This is a genomic window from Micromonospora sp. NPDC005197, assembly GCF_040608295.1.
Lineage (GTDB): Bacteria > Actinomycetota > Actinomycetes > Mycobacteriales > Micromonosporaceae > Micromonospora.
The window spans coordinates 33,137-47,377 of record NZ_JBEXHY010000021.1 but is presented as its reverse complement, the minus strand read 5'-3'; the positions used below and the strand labels follow the sequence as shown (position 1 = coordinate 47,377).

9 protein-coding genes are annotated in these 14,241 nt (G+C 72.8%); 6 read left to right on the top strand and 3 right to left on the bottom strand.

Going from position 1 to position 14,241, the window contains the following annotated elements:
* The first annotated feature begins 11 nt into the window (after nucleotides 1-11).
* The 4 genes from ABZU46_RS10700 (at nucleotide 12) to ABZU46_RS10685 (ending at nucleotide 3,952) form a co-directional block, all read left to right on the top strand.
* Nucleotides 12-1,448: an MFS transporter gene (locus ABZU46_RS10700; protein WP_354856213.1), complete on the top strand. Its 1,437-nt coding sequence runs from the start codon at nucleotides 12-14 to the stop codon at nucleotides 1,446-1,448.
* A gap of 39 nt (nucleotides 1,449-1,487) precedes the next feature.
* A complete protein-coding gene (locus ABZU46_RS10695) occupies nucleotides 1,488-2,288 on the top strand; it encodes a TIGR03084 family metal-binding protein (RefSeq protein ID WP_354856212.1) in 801 nt (266 codons plus the stop codon).
* Nucleotides 2,289-2,483: 195 nt separating this feature from the next.
* Complete coding sequence (locus ABZU46_RS10690) at nucleotides 2,484-3,467, top strand: DUF1702 family protein (protein WP_354856211.1); 984 nt, start codon at nucleotides 2,484-2,486, stop codon at nucleotides 3,465-3,467.
* A 35-nt stretch (nucleotides 3,468-3,502) separates the two neighbouring features.
* Entirely contained in the window at nucleotides 3,503-3,952 is a 450-nt protein-coding gene (locus ABZU46_RS10685) for an SCP2 sterol-binding domain-containing protein (RefSeq protein ID WP_354856210.1), read from the top strand.
* 57 nt (nucleotides 3,953-4,009) lie between these two features.
* On the opposite strand, the gene ABZU46_RS10680 is transcribed toward ABZU46_RS10685, so the two are convergent.
* The 3 genes from ABZU46_RS10680 to ABZU46_RS10670 are packed head-to-tail and all read right to left on the bottom strand — an operon-like array spanning nucleotide 4,010 to nucleotide 7,154.
* Complete coding sequence (locus tag ABZU46_RS10680; protein ID WP_354856209.1) at nucleotides 4,010-4,993, bottom strand: carboxymuconolactone decarboxylase family protein; 984 nt, start codon at nucleotides 4,991-4,993, stop codon at nucleotides 4,010-4,012.
* The gene (locus ABZU46_RS10675) at nucleotides 4,990-6,627 is read right to left on the bottom strand and encodes a GMC family oxidoreductase (protein WP_354856208.1); all 1,638 of its coding nucleotides are present in this window, start codon (nucleotides 6,625-6,627) and stop codon (nucleotides 4,990-4,992) included. The genes ABZU46_RS10680 and ABZU46_RS10675 overlap by 4 nt, the downstream gene beginning before the upstream one ends.
* Complete coding sequence (locus ABZU46_RS10670) at nucleotides 6,624-7,154, bottom strand: DUF5987 family protein (protein ID WP_354856234.1); 531 nt, start codon at nucleotides 7,152-7,154, stop codon at nucleotides 6,624-6,626. The genes ABZU46_RS10675 and ABZU46_RS10670 overlap by 4 nt, the downstream gene beginning before the upstream one ends.
* Before the next feature lie 323 nt (nucleotides 7,155-7,477).
* Between ABZU46_RS10670 and ABZU46_RS10665 the strand changes: the two genes are divergently transcribed.
* Both ABZU46_RS10665 and ABZU46_RS10660 read left to right on the top strand, forming a co-directional pair.
* The gene (locus ABZU46_RS10665) at nucleotides 7,478-8,461 is read left to right on the top strand and encodes a DUF1702 family protein (RefSeq protein WP_354856207.1); all 984 of its coding nucleotides are present in this window, start codon (nucleotides 7,478-7,480) and stop codon (nucleotides 8,459-8,461) included.
* Nucleotides 8,458-14,241: a type I polyketide synthase gene (locus ABZU46_RS10660; protein WP_354856206.1), complete on the top strand. Its 5,784-nt coding sequence runs from the start codon at nucleotides 8,458-8,460 to the stop codon at nucleotides 14,239-14,241. The genes ABZU46_RS10665 and ABZU46_RS10660 overlap by 4 nt, the downstream gene beginning before the upstream one ends.

Here is a 14,241-nt window from a genome sequence, read left to right as displayed (position 1 = left end):
AGGACAGCGACATGGACACAGCTCAGCTCGCCGGCACCGCAGCGCCGCCGGACTCGCGCCGATGGTGGGCGCTCGTCCTGCTGTGCACCGCGAACTTCATGGTCATCCTCGACACGCAGATCGTCATCCTGGCGCTGCCGACGATCGGCGCCGACCTGCGACTGGCGCCCAGCGCGGCCCAGTGGGTGCTCAGCGCCAACCTTGTCACCTTCGGTGGCCTGCTGCTGCTCGGTGGCCGAGCCGCCGACCTGCTCGGGCGTCGCCGGATGTTCTTCGCCGGCACGGTGCTGTTCCTGCTGGTCTCGCTGGCCTCGGGCTTCGCGTGGAACGGCGAGGTGCTGATCGCCGCCCGGGCCGTGCACGGCCTCTCGGCGGCTCTGATGGCGCCGACCGCGCTCTCGATCCTCACCAGCATGTTCCCGGAGGGCCGCGAGCGGCATCTCGCCCTGGCCGGCTGGGCCGGCATCGCCGGTGTCGGCGCGACCGTGGGTCTGCTCATCGGCGGCTGGCTCACCAGCAGCTTCGGCTGGCCCGCCGTCTTCTTCGTCAACGTGCCGGTGGCGCTTCTGATGCTGGCCCTGATCCCGGTCCTGCTGCGCGAGAGCCGGGACCTGAACGCCACGCGCACGTACGACGTCGCGGGCGCCGTGACGAGCACCGCGGCGCTGGTGCTCGTGATCTACGCCCTCGTGACCGCGCCGGCGGAGGGCTGGCTCAGCGTCCAGACCCTGAGCACCGCCGCCGCCGCGATCGTGCTGGCCCTGGTGTTCGTCGCCATCGAGGCCCGGTCCAGCGTGCCCCTGCTGCCGCTGCGGCTGCTGCGCTCGGCGTCTCTGGTCGGCGGCAACCTGGTCATGGTCACCATGATCATGTGTGCCTTCGGGATGTCGCTGGCGATCGCCCAGTACACCCAGGGCCCGCTCGGGGACACCCCGCTGGAATCCGGCATCCGGCAGTCGATCATGCCACTGATGGCGTTGGTCGGTTCGTACGCCGGGCAGTCGTTCATCACGCGGTACGGCTTCCGACCGGTGGCGGCGATCTGCCTCGTCCTGCTCGGTGCCGGCAGCCTGCTGCTGGCGCAGGCGGTGGCGGCCGGTGGCTCGTCCGTCGGGCTGTTCATCGGGCTGTTCGTCTTCGGCACCGGCCTGGGGCTCGGCACGGTAGCGGCCTCGGCGGCTGCTCTCGCCGGTGTCGCCGAGACCGATCTCGGCCTCGCGTCGGGGATGAACACCGCCTCCCAGCAGATCGGCGGCGGTCTGGGGATCGCCATCGTGTCGACCGTGCTCGTCTCCTTCTCGGCCGACGCCGGGCCCGCGGCGGGCTTCCGCCCCGCGTTCATCACCTGCGCGATCTTCACCGCCCTCGGGCTCGTCATCGCCATCGCCCTGCTGGGCGGACGCCGGCAGGTCGCCCCCACCGAACTCGCGACCGTCCCCCGGCACTGACCGGGCTGTCCGGACGCCATCGAACTGAGAGGCAGAACAGTGACCGAACACCAGTATCCCAAGGTGATCGCCGACCTGGCCGCCGACGGCGACGACCTCGACCGCCTGGTCAGCGACCTCGACGTGGCCGCGTGGGCGCTGCCGACCCCCGCGCCCGGCTGGACCGTCGCCCACCAGATCGCCCACCTCGCGGCCACCTTCCGCATGGCCGGACTCGCGGCGGCCGACCCCGACCAGTTCGTCGCCATGACGGGACGGCTGGGCGCCGACTTCAACGCCAACGTGACCGCGGCACTGTCCGGCTACCTCGCCGAGGAACCCGCCGAGTTGTTGCGGCGCTGGCGTGAGGAGCGGGCGTGGGCCGAGAAGGCGCTGGGCGCCCTGCCGATGAACCAGCTCGTCCCGTGGTTGGTGCGCCCGCTGCCGGCGGCGGTGCTGGCCATGGCCGGGATGATGGAACTCTTCGCCCACGGCCAGGACATCGCCGACGCCCTCGGCGTCCGGCGCACGTTCACCGACCGGATCGGGCAGATCGTGGGATTCGCGGTCCGGACCTGGGACTTCGGTTACCAGGCGCGCGGCCTCGAAACCCCGGACGTCGAGTTCCGCTTCGAGATCACCGCGCCGTCCGGCGCGCTGTGGGAGTTCGGCCCAGCCGAGTCGCCGGAGCGCGTCACCGGGCCCGCTGAGGACTTCTGCCTCCTGGTCACCCGCCGCCGGCACCGCGACGATCTCGCGGTCCGTGCCCAGGGGGACGTCGCCACGCACTGGTTGGAGATCGCCCAGGCCTATCGGGGCCCCGCCGGCCCAGGCCGGGAGCCGGGTCAGTTCGCCAACTGATCTGAGGCGTCGTCGCCGGGTGGACACACCCGGCGGCGACGCCGGTCCCACCCGACCATGCGGGACCACGCCGAAAGCCCAGCGCAGGGCCGGGAACCGACCGGGCACGCTCGGAGACGCGCAGCTCCTCGAACCCGGCCAGGATGAAATCGTCGCGGTGACCGCCGCCGTGGCACCGAACGAAGGGTGGCCGGTATGTCGAGAGTGTTCGGGTCGATGCGCCGCATGGTTCTCGCGCCTTCGCTGGAGCAGGTCTCCTTCGCCGCGCTCGGATTCCCGGTCACGGCCTCCGCCACCACAGTCCACCTGGAGGCGATCCCGCAGGCGGTGGTCTGCGGCTTCGAGTGGGGGATCGAGGGTCCGAGCGTCGCCGAGCTGGAACGCCGGCTCGCTCTCGTGGACCCGGAACGTCGTGGCTTCGCCTACGAGGGCGCGACGATGGCCTACACCGTGCTCGATGCGACGGCAGGCGGTTCCCGTACCCGTGAGTTGCTGGAAGGGCCGGGGCGCCCGCACTACTTCCTCGCCTGCATCGGCATCGGCTTCGCGATGGCCCGGCTGCCGCGCGTGTTGTGGCGCAAGGTGCTGCCGGACCTCACCGGGATCCCCTACCACCCGACGATGAGCTGGCTGGCCGTCGACGGCTACGGCTTCGACAAGGCGTACTTCGACCAGGCCACCTGGATCGTCGGGCAGCGACGGCCGCGGCCGTACCCGTGGCAGGGGCACGCCGACTACTTCCCGCGGGCGTTCGACCAGGGCGTCGGCCGGGCGCTGTGGTTCCGGCACGCGGCCGATCCGGCGGCGGTGGCCGCGACCGTCGACGGCTTCGCGGCCCCGCGCCGCGCGGACCTGTGGAGCGGTGTGGGACTGGCCGCGACGTTCGCCGGCGGGTGCGACACCGCGGGCTTCGAGTCGTTGCGGTCGTTGGCCGGCGAGTACGGCCCGCACCTCGCCCAGGGCGCGGTCTTCGCGGCCAAGGCGCGGACGTGGGCGGGCTACTGCCCGGAGCACACCGACGCGGCGGCGCGGGCGCTGACCGGCCTGTCGTCGGAGGCCGCCGCCGAGCTGGCCGATGCCGCGGCGGTCGACGCGCCCGCCGACGGCCTGGCCTACGAGGAGTGGCGGCGGGTGATCCGTGAGCGGGTCATTCAGCCCGCCGGCGTCAGCGACAGCTAGGACCCGCGCGCGGACGACGACCAGAGGAGCCTTCGATGACCACCAACAACGCCGATCCGGCGGCGCTGGCGCCCCGTGATCTCGCCATCTTCGTCAAGAGCACCCCGATGCCGGACGTCCGCGCGCTGATGAGTGGGGAACGCCGGGACGCCCTGTTGCAGGAGATCTTTCGGCGGATGCCGGACGTGTTCCGGGCCGACCGGGCCGCCGGTCTCGACGCCGTCATCCACTGGGTGATCGGTGACCGGCCCGACCGCGGTGTCGACCGCTACCAGCTGGAGATCGCGGACGGGGTGTGCCGGGTGTCGCCCGTCGCCGATCGCGAGCCCAAGCTGACGCTGACGATCGGCGGCGCCGACTTCCTGCTGGTGGTGACCGGCAACGCGCATCCGGTCGTGCTGACGATGAAGGGCCGACTGCGGACCCGGGGCGACCTCGCGCTGATCGCGAAGTTCCCCTCCCTGTTCGACGTGCCGAAGGTCTGACAGGGCCGGCTCGGCCGGCTCGGCCGGCCCCGGCCGAGGCCGGCCGACGTTCGCCGGTCAACCCGCCGTTTCGTACGCCGTGGCGAGCGCGTCGCCGTGCCGGCGTGCCGCGGTCAGGGCGGCCCAGGCCGCCAGGCCGAGCAACGCCGCGTCGTCGTGGCCCTCGGCACGGACCGCGGCCACCGCCGAGTCGGGCACCCGGTACGAGGCGAAGGCGACGAGCATCGCCAGTCGTCCGGTTGCCCGGTCCGCAGAGGACAGACCCGCCAGCCGTGAGTCGAGCCAGTCCGCCACCCCCGCCAGGTCGTCCGGAGCCTCGTCGTCGACGAGGCACTCGCGTACCAGCAGGCGTACGGCAGGAGGCACCGACCGCTGCCCGGCGTCCTCGATCACCGCCGCCGCTCCCGTCATGGCGGCGGCGACGTGTGGCAGCCCCGCCGCCCAGCGGAGGTCGTCCGGCAGGCGCCGCACCGTGCCGGCCGTGCCGGGCAGCATCGGCAGGGACTGCCCGGCCACCGCCTCCCGGCCGGCCAGCCGACCCATCAACCGTGCCGCGACGCTCCGGGCGCCACCGAGCAGGGGAGCGGGAACCGCCGCCAGCGGTGAGTCCCGCAGGAAGACGTTCACCATGCGGTTGAGGTAGTGGAAGTCGACGGCCACGCCGATCAGCTCCGGCGACAGGACCGTCGGAAGCGGCGAGGCGCCCCGGCGCCCGAGCCCGCGTACGGCTGCCTGGTGGACGTCCACGCAGTAGGGACAGGTGTTGGCAGCCGACACCGCGGCCGCCACCGCCTCGCGCTCCCGACGGCTCGTCGTGCCCGAGACGAGCAGGGTCTCCCGCAGGATGCACCAGGCCGCGGCGAGCAGTCCCGGCGCGGCGGCGTGCAGGGCGATGGGCGGTGCGAGCAGGCCGAAGTCGCGTTCGACCTGCTCGTACACCTGACGGACCCGCACCGGCGCGGCCTCCGGAGGTACCGGGGTGACGTGTCGCAGGTGCGCGAAGGTGGCCCGCCGCGTGAGCCCGGCGACCGTGAAACTCATGACCGCAGGCGGGCGATCGCACGCCGTCCGGCGGTCTCGCCGTCCGGCGACGGCGCACCGTAGGTCACCTCGACACCCCGCTCCTGTGCGGCCCGCACGATGCCCGGCATGGCGCGTTCGGCGAGGGCCGCGATCGTCGAGGCCGGGTTGACCGTCAACGCGCCGGGCACCGCGGAACCGTCGGTCACGAAGATGCCCGGGTGCCCGCGCAGCTCGTGGCGGTCGTCCAGGGCCGAGGTCGCCGGGTCGTCGCCGATGCGGCACGAGGCGAGGGGATGCACGGTGTACGCGCCCACCAGGTCGTTCGTCCACGGCATCACGCGGGACAGCCCGTCGCGCTCAAGGATGTCCTTGACGTCGGCGTCGGCCAGCGACCATCCGCGCCACGTGTTCGCCGTGGGCCGGTACCGCAGCGGGCCGTGGCCCAGCATCTGCTGCGAGAAGCGGTGGGCGTTGCCGGTCTCCGGCGGCGGGCCGAAGACGCCCTCGTTGTCGTCCTCCGACATCGTGAAGATCGTCAGCCACGACTGCCAGCGGCGCAGCATCTCCTTCTTGTCCCGGCCGAACCAGCTGGGGCTCGCGTCGGGCACCTGCGCCAGGATCGTGCCCAGCGCGGGCGGGAAGTAGAGCTGTTCGAGGGAGTAGCGCTCGAACTCGGGCAGGGCGCCGTCGAGCCGGTCCCAGCTGGCGACCGTCGGACCTCGCCCGATCTGGTACGCCTCGTAGGCCCGTCCGTCCGGCCGCGACAGCTTCAGCACCTCGCGGACCCGATCCTCGTCGAACACGGCCGTGTTGAGGCGCTCACCGTTGCCGGAGAAGTACCGCCCGACCGCGTGCGGCATCCGGCCCAGGTGCGGCTCCGAGCGTTGCAGGATCACCGGTGTGGCGCCCGCGCCGGCGGCGATCACGACGATCTTCGCGTCGATCGTCCCCTCGCCGTGCAGGATCCGGTAGTCCTCCTCGTCGACGACGCGATAGTGGACCCGGTAGCTGCCGTCGGCGTTACGGACCAGGTGCTGCACCTCGTGCAGCGGCCGGATCTCGGCGCCGTGCGCCAGGGCGGCCGGCAGGTAGTTGAGCAGCAGCGAGCGTTTGGCGTCGAAGCGGCAGCCGGCCATCATCCAGTTGCAGTTCGTGCACATGCCCACGTCGATGGCCGACGGCGCCGGGTTGGCGGTACGTCCGGCGTGGTGGCAGGCGGCGGCGAACAGGCCACCGGCGTACGGGACCCGGTCCCACGTCTGCTGGGTCACCGGCAGCGCCTCGGCCACCCGGTCGTACCAGGGCTCCAGGGTGTCGCGGCTGATGGCGGCGGGCCACATGCGTCGCCCGATGCTGCCGTGGCGCTCGAAGACGAAGCGTGGCGCCCGCGGCATCGTGGCGAAGTAGACCACGCTGCCGCCACCAACGCAGTTGCCGCCCAGCACGCTCATGCCGTCGCCGATGACGAAGTCGAAGACCCGGGTGTACGACGCGCCCAGCTTGAAGTCGTGCTCGAAATCGTCGGCCTTGAGCCACGGGCCACGCTCGAAGACCTTCACCCGGGCCCCGCCGGCGGCGAGGTGGTACGCGGCAATGGCGCCGCCGAAGCCGCTGCCGATGACCAGGACGTCGGTGGACTCGGTGGCCGTCATGCCGGGCTCCCCGTGGCGGTGGTGGACGGGTGGGGGTTGGCGAGCTGCCGGCCGTACGAGAACGTGGGGAACCGCCAGAGCCCGTCCGGGTCGGGCGTCTCGTACCTCATCGCCAGCAGGCCCGGATGCCCGGCGGCCAACGCGTCCACGGTGTGCAGGTGTGGCGCGCTGTCGAAGGCCATGTTGCAGAAGAGCGCCAGCCCCACCCACATCTGCTTGTCCGGATGATCGGGGCTGGTCAGCTTCTCGATCAGCGCGGTCCGGGCCTCGAATGGCAGGCCCACGAAGGGCGGCAGATCAGGGTTCAGGTCGAGGCCCGTGGCGGCGGCGTGCTCCCGGGCGTACTCGTCGAGTTCCACGCAGATCGTGTCGAGCGCCGGCGCCAGCCCTCCGGCGGGGTCTTCGAGCAGTTCGATCGCGCCGCCCGTGACGGCACCGCCGCCGACGTCGACGCCGGCGATCGCCGCATCGTCAGGGCCGCGTTTCTCGCCCGGGATGATGGTGTCGGCGAATGCCTCCAGAATCATCGTGCGCACCCGGTGTTCGGCCGCTTCGTCGGATTCCACGGCACGCTCCTTTGCGGAAGTCCGGACGTCAATTCCGGAGGTGTCGTTCGGATGCCAGTCATCGTGGTATGGGCCACCCCCCGCGTTCATCTCCTGTGTTGCGCTAACCGGCCCGTAATGGTCATTTCCGCTGTCCACTATCCACTCCACCATTGACCGATGCCGGTGAGCAGCGGAAACCTGCCGATCCCCGGACGCCGTCGGCGACCGCCGCAATGCAGGAGAAGTTTCGCTCCACATAGTCGCGTAACAATGAGGTCTCAGCGGGAGGGCCGGAGCATACGATGAGTTCATTGACCAGACTTCGACGCCGTATCATGACCCCCGACGTGGGGCAGACCAAAGTCAGCACGCGCGGATTCCATCTCAAGAACGAGCAGGCCCGCGAGCGCCTCGAAACAGTCGGTAGCTCGTTCCTGCACGGATTCGGGGCGGCCGCCGAGGCGAATGGCCCGGCAGATGCGGCACCCACGGTCGAGGCCACGCCGGCCGCGTACCGGGGCTTCGCCTACGAGGGTGCGGCGATGGCCTTCGCCATCCGCGACGCCCTGCCCGGGCGTCCGCGGCACGTCGCGCGGTTCCTCGCCGACCACGACGAGCACGTCTACATGGCGTACGTCGGAGTGGGCTGGGCGATGGCCCGCCTGCCGCGTCTGCTGTGGCCCCGGCTGTACGCCCCGGACCCGCTGCTGCGCTGGCTCGTCCTCGACGGGTACGGGTTCCACGAGGCGTACTTCAGGACCGACCGGTACGTGCGCCAGCGGCGTCGGCCGTCCACCTTCGCGTGGCCTGCCGACGGCCCCCGGGACTACTCGGTGCGCGCCATCGACCAGGGCATCGGCCGGGCCTGCTGGTTCGTCGCCGGAACGGACCCGGAGCAGCTCGTCCGCCTCCTCGACGCGTTCCCCGCCGACCGCCGGCGCGACCTGTACGCCGGGGCCGGCCTCGCCGTCTGCTACGCGGGCGGCGCGAGTGAGCGGGAACTGACCTGGCTCGCCGAGTGCGCGGGGACGTACCGGCCGGACCTCGCGCAGGGCGCGTCGTTCGGCGCCGCGGCCCGGCTGCGTGCCGATCTCGTCACCCCGCACAACGAGCTGGCGACCCGTGTCCTCTGCGGCATGACGGTGAGCGACGCGACACGGGTGACCGACGAGGCGCGGGTCGGGCTGCCCCCGGACGACGTCCTGCCCGCCTACGAGGTGTGGCGCCAGCGCATCAGGAACGCCTTCGACCCGTCGCCAGCGACCCGAAAGCTGAGTGAGCAATGACCAGTATCGCCGTGGTGGGGATGGCGTGCCGCTACCCCGACGCCCGTTCGCCACAGGAACTGTGGGAGAACGCGATCGCGGGTCGCCGGGCGTTCCGGCGGCTCCCCGACGTCCGGATGAACGCCGACGACTACTTCGACGCCGACCCGGCCGCCCCGGACCGCTTCTACGCCCGCAACGCCGCCGTCATCGAGGGCTACGAGTTCGACCGGGTCGGCTACAAGGTCGCCGGGAGCACGTACCGGTCGACGGATCTGGCCCACTGGCTGGCCCTGGAGACCGCCGCCACGGCACTGGCCGACGCGGGTTTCCCGGCGGGGGAGGGGCTGCCCCAGGAGCGCACGGGCGTCATCGTGGGCAACACGCTGACCGGCGAGTTCTCCCGGGCCAACCAGATGCGGCTGCGCTGGCCGTACGTGCGGCGGACCGTGGCCGCGGCGTTGCGGGCAGAGGGCTGGGACGACGAGAAGCTGTCCGCCTTTCTCGCCACCTACGAGGAGGCGTACAAGAGCCCGTTCCCGCCGGTGAACGAGGACACGCTCGCCGGCGCCCTGTCGAACACGATCGCCGGACGCATCTGCAACCACTTCGATCTCAAGGGTGGCGGCTACACCGTCGACGGCGCCTGCTCGTCCTCGCTGCTGTCCGTGGTGACCGCGTGCCGGGCACTGCTCGACGGAGAACTGGACGTCGCGATCGCCGGCGGTGTCGACCTGTCCATCGACCCGTTCGAGGTCATCGGCTTCGCGAAGACCGGCGCCCTGGCCAGCGGCGAGATGCGGGTCTACGACCGCGCCTCCAACGGGTTCTGGCCGGGTGAGGGCTGCGGCATGCTGGTCCTGATGCGCGCCGACGAGGCCGCCGAGGCAGGTCACCGGATCTATGCCTCGGTGGCCGGCTGGGGCGTCTCGTCCGACGGCCGCGGTGGCATCACCCGGCCCGAGGTCGACGGCTACCAACTCGCCCTGCACCGCGCGTACGACCGGGCCGGTTTCGGCATCGACACCGTCGGGCTGTTCGAGGGTCACGGCACCGGCACGAAGGTCGGGGACACCACCGAGCTCACCGCGCTGTCTAGCGCTCGCGAGACGGCGAATCCCGACGCGCCGCCGGCCGTCATCGGCTCGGTCAAGGGGATGATCGGTCACACCAAGGCCGCCGCCGGGGTGGCCGGTTTCATCCGCGCCGCCATGGCCGTGCACCACGAGGTGCTTCCCCCGAGCGTCGGCTCCGTCGACCCCCACGAGCTTCTCACCGCCGACGGCGCCCGGCTGCGCACCCTGCGCAAGGCCGAAGCGTGGCCGAGCGCGGTCCCGGTGCGGGCCGGCATCACCGCCATGGGCTTCGGCGGCATCAACACGCACGTCGTGCTCGAACGCCACGGCCCGCGCCGGCCCGTGCCGGATCGCCGCGTCCGTACCCTGGCCGCCTCCGCCCAGGACGCGGAGCTGCTGCTGGTGGACGCGGCCTCCGCGCCGGAACTGGCTGTTCGGCTCGCCGAGCTGGGCACCTTCGTGTCCGCGATCTCGTACGCGGAGTTGGGCGATCTCGCGGCGACGCTCCACCGCGACCTGCAGGACCGGCCGTTCCGGGCCGCGGTCGTGGCCTCCTCACCCGAGGAGGCGCAGCGGCTGCTGACCGCGGCGGGTGAGGCCGTCGAATCCGGCGAGACGACACTGATCCGCCCCGACGGCCGGTTCCTGCTCGGACACGTCAGCGGCCCGGCCCGGATCAGCTTCCTCTTCCCGGGGCAGGGTTCCGGACGCGGCATCAGCGGTGGCGCGCTGCGGCGGCGGTTCGCCGAGGTCGAGGACGTCTACCTGCGCGCCGCGCTGCCCACCGGCAGCGACGTCGTCGCGACCGAGGTCGCCCAGCCGCGCATCGTCGCCGGATCACTGGCCGGGCAGCACGCCCTGGCGCTGCTCGGCATCGAGGCGTCCACCGCGATCGGGCACAGCCTCGGCGAGATCGTGGCCCTGCAGTGGGCCGGCGTCATGGACGAGGACACGCTCCTGCGCGTCGCCGGCGTCCGGGGCCGGACCATGGCCGGGCACAGCCAGGCCGGCACGATGGCAGACATCGGGGCGCCCCCCGAGACGGTAGACGGGATCATCGCGGGGCTGCCGGTGGTCGTGGCCGCCTACAACGGGCCCCAGCACACCGTCGTCTCCGGGTCGGTCGACGCGATCGAGGCGGTCTGCCACAAGGCTCGGGCCGCCGGCCTGAGCGCGACGCGGCTGCGGGTCTCGCACGCCTTCCACTCCCCGCTGGTCGCACCGGCCGCGGACACGTTCGCCGACGCCCTCGCGGGCGAGACCTTCCACCAGGTCGGCGCCCGGGTCGTCTCCACAGTCACCGGTGAGGTGCTGCCCGCCGGCACCGACGTGCGCGGCCTCCTGCGCCGCCAGATCACCGACCCGGTCCTGTTCAACCAGGCCGTCGCGTTCGCCGCCAAGAACACCGACCTGTTCGTCGAGGTCGGGCCCGGGCGGGTGCTAACCGGGCTGGCCACGACGGTCACGGACGTCCCGGCGGTCGCCGTGGACACCGACAACGACTCGCTCGCGAGTCTGCTGCGGGTCGCCGGCGCCGCGTACGTCGTCGGCGCGGCCCCGGCCCCGGCGGCGCTGTTCGACGGGCGGTTCGTGCGGCCGCTGGAGGTCGGCGCCGCGTTCTCCTTCCTGACCAGCCCCTGCGAGCAGGCGCCGGAGCTCAGCGCGGCGATCGAGCGCGGGCCGGCCGTGGCGCCGCCGTCCACCACCGCCGATGCGGTCGGGGTGGGGGAGGAGTCCACCGAGGACCTCATGCGGCGGCTCACCGCCGAGCGCGCCGAGCTGCCGATCGAACTCGTCCGGCCGGACAGCCGCCTGCTCGACGACCTGCACCTGAGCTCGATCACGATCGGCCAGGTGGCCAACCAGCTCGCACAGCGTCTGGAGCTGCCACCGGCGCAGATGCCGCTCAACTTCGCGACCGCCACCGTCCGGGAACTCGCGGCGACGATGGAGACCCTCGCGCGTACGGCCCGGGACAGCGACGCCACCGCCACGCCTGTGGTGGCGGGTGTGGCCGGCTGGGCGCGGCCCTGGCGGCTCGACCTCGACGAGGTGCCGTTGCCGGCGGTTCCCGGCGACGCCACCGCCGCGAACGGTCCGTGGCACGCGCACGCGTCAGCGGAGCACCCGTTCGCCGCGACCCTCGCCGCGGCGCTCGAACAGGCCGGGCTCGGTGGCGGCGTTCTGGTCTGCCTGCCACCGGACTGCACCGAGGAGCAACTGGAGCCGGCCCTGCGGGGAGCGCAGCAGGCCCTCGCCGCCGGCAGCACCCGCTTCGTCCTGGTCGGGCACGGTCGGGGCGCGGCGGCCATCGCCCGGACGTTGCATCTTGAGGCGCCGTCCGTGCTGGTCACCGTCGTGCACCTGCCGGCCGCCAGCGACTCGGCGGTGGAGCTGGTGGTGCGGGAGGTCGCCGCGACGACCAGCTTCACCGAGGTGCACTACGACGACGGGGTGCGGCGCGTCCCGACGCTCCGCGCGCTGCCGGTACGCCCCGCGACGGTGGAGGCCCCGCTCGGCGCGGACGACGTGCTGCTGGTGACCGGTGGGGGCAAGGGCATCACTGCCGAGTGCGCCCTCGCCCTGGCCACCGACAGTGGCGCAAGCCTGGCGGTGCTGGGCCGTTCCGACCCCGCCGAGGACGCCGAACTGGCCGCGAACCTGGCCCGGATCGCCACCGCCGGCGTCACCGTGCGGTACGCCCGCGCCGACGTCACCGATGCCGCCGCCGTCCGGCAGGCGGTGCGGGACCTCTCCGCCGAACTCGGGCCGATCACCGGTGTTCTGCACGGCGCCGGCCGCAACGAACCCGCCGGACTGGCGAGCCTGGACCCGGCCGCGTTCCGTCACACCCTGGCACCGAAGGTCGACGGCCTGCGGGCGGTGCTCGACGCGGTCGAGAAGCCCCGGCTCCGGCTGCTCGTGACGCTCGGCAGCATCATCGGCCGGGCGGGGCTGCGGGGCGAAGCGCACTACGCCACCGCCAACGACTGGCTGGCCGAGGAGACCACGGCCTTCTCCCGGGCGTACCCCGAGTGCCGCACCCGATGCCTGGAGTGGTCGGTCTGGTCGGGCGTCGGCATGGGGGAGCGGCTGTCGGTCGTCGAGTCGCTCAGCCGCGAGGGCGTCACGCCCATCACCCCCGACCAGGGCATCGCGATTTTGCGGCGTCTGGTCGCGGACACCACCGCGCCGGTCGTGGTGGTGATCAGCGGCCGCACCGAGGGCATCCACACAGTCCGGTACCACCAGCCGGCGCTGCCGTTGCTGCGCTTCGTCGACCGCGCGCTGATCCGCTACCACCAGGTCGAACTCGTGGTGGAGACGGAACTCAACGTCGGCACCGACCGCTACCTCGAAGATCATGACCTGGACGGCAACCTGCTGTTCCCCGCGGTCTTCGGGATGGAGGCCATGGCGCAGGTGGCCGCGGCCCTCTCCGGCGCCGACGTCCTCCCGGTCATCGAGCGGGCGGAGTTCCTGCGGCCCATCATCGTCGCGCCCCACGGGCACACGAGGATCCGGGTGGCTGCCCTGGTCACCGACGACGACGTCATCGAGGTGGCGATCCGCAGCGAGGAGACCGGCTTCACCGCCGATCACTTCACCGCCCGGCTGCGCCTCGGCGCCGACACGGTGCCCGACGGCCCTCCGGACCAGGTGCCGGACGGTCTCGCGCCGGCCTCGATCGCCCCGCTCGACGACCTGTACGGCGGCACCCTGTTCCAGGGCGGCCGGTTCCAGCGGATCCGGCAGTACCACCGGGCCGCCGCCCGTCACGTGGACGCGATCGTGGAGGCCGACGACTCGACGGCGTGGTTCGCCCCGTACGTCTCCGCGACGCTGCTGCTGGGCGACCCCGGCGTCCGCGACGCGCTCATGCACGGCAACCAGGTGTGCGTACCGGACGCCACGCTGCTGCCCGTCGGTGTGGAACGCATCCACCCCGGCGGGGAGAAGCTGTCGTCCGCCCGTGAGCTGCGGTACTGCGCCACCGAACGCGAGCGCGACGGCGACACGTACGTCTACGACATCGCCCTGCGCACGGAGTCCGGGATGACCGTCGAGCGGTGGGAGGGACTGCGGCTGCGCGCGGTCCGCAAGCAGGACGGCGCCGGCCCGTGGGTGGCGCCGCTGCTCGGCCCCTACCTGGAGCGTGGGCTGGGAGACCTCGGGCTCACCGGCGTCGCCGTCGCCATCGAGCCCGACGCCCCGGCACCCGAGCCCGGCGAGCGCTCCGCCACGCGCCGACGTGACAGCGCCCGCGCCGTCGGGCAGGCGCTCGGGCGGCCGGTCGAGATCACCTACCGGCCGGACGGTCGGCCCGAGGTCGCCGGGGAGCACACCGTCTCGATCGCGCACGGCGCCGGGGTGACGCTGGCCGTCGCCGGGGTGGGCGTCCTGGGCTGCGACCTCGAGAGCGTGGCGCGGCGCAGCCCCGAGGAGTGGAAGGGCCTGCTCGGCCCCCACGCCGGGCTCGCCGAGCAGTTGGCCGGCGACTCGGGCGAGGACGCCGACACCGCCTCGACCCGGGTCTGGACCGCGGTCGAGGCGATGCAGAAGGCCGGCCTGCCGATGCGCGGCCCACTCGTCCTGGGCGGTACGGCCCGTCCCGGCTGGGTGCTCTTCGCCGCCGGCGGCGCTCGGGCCGCCTCGTTCGTCACGAGCCTGCGCGGCAGCGACGGACGAGTCGTCATCACTGTTCTGGCCGGTGCGGAGGGATGA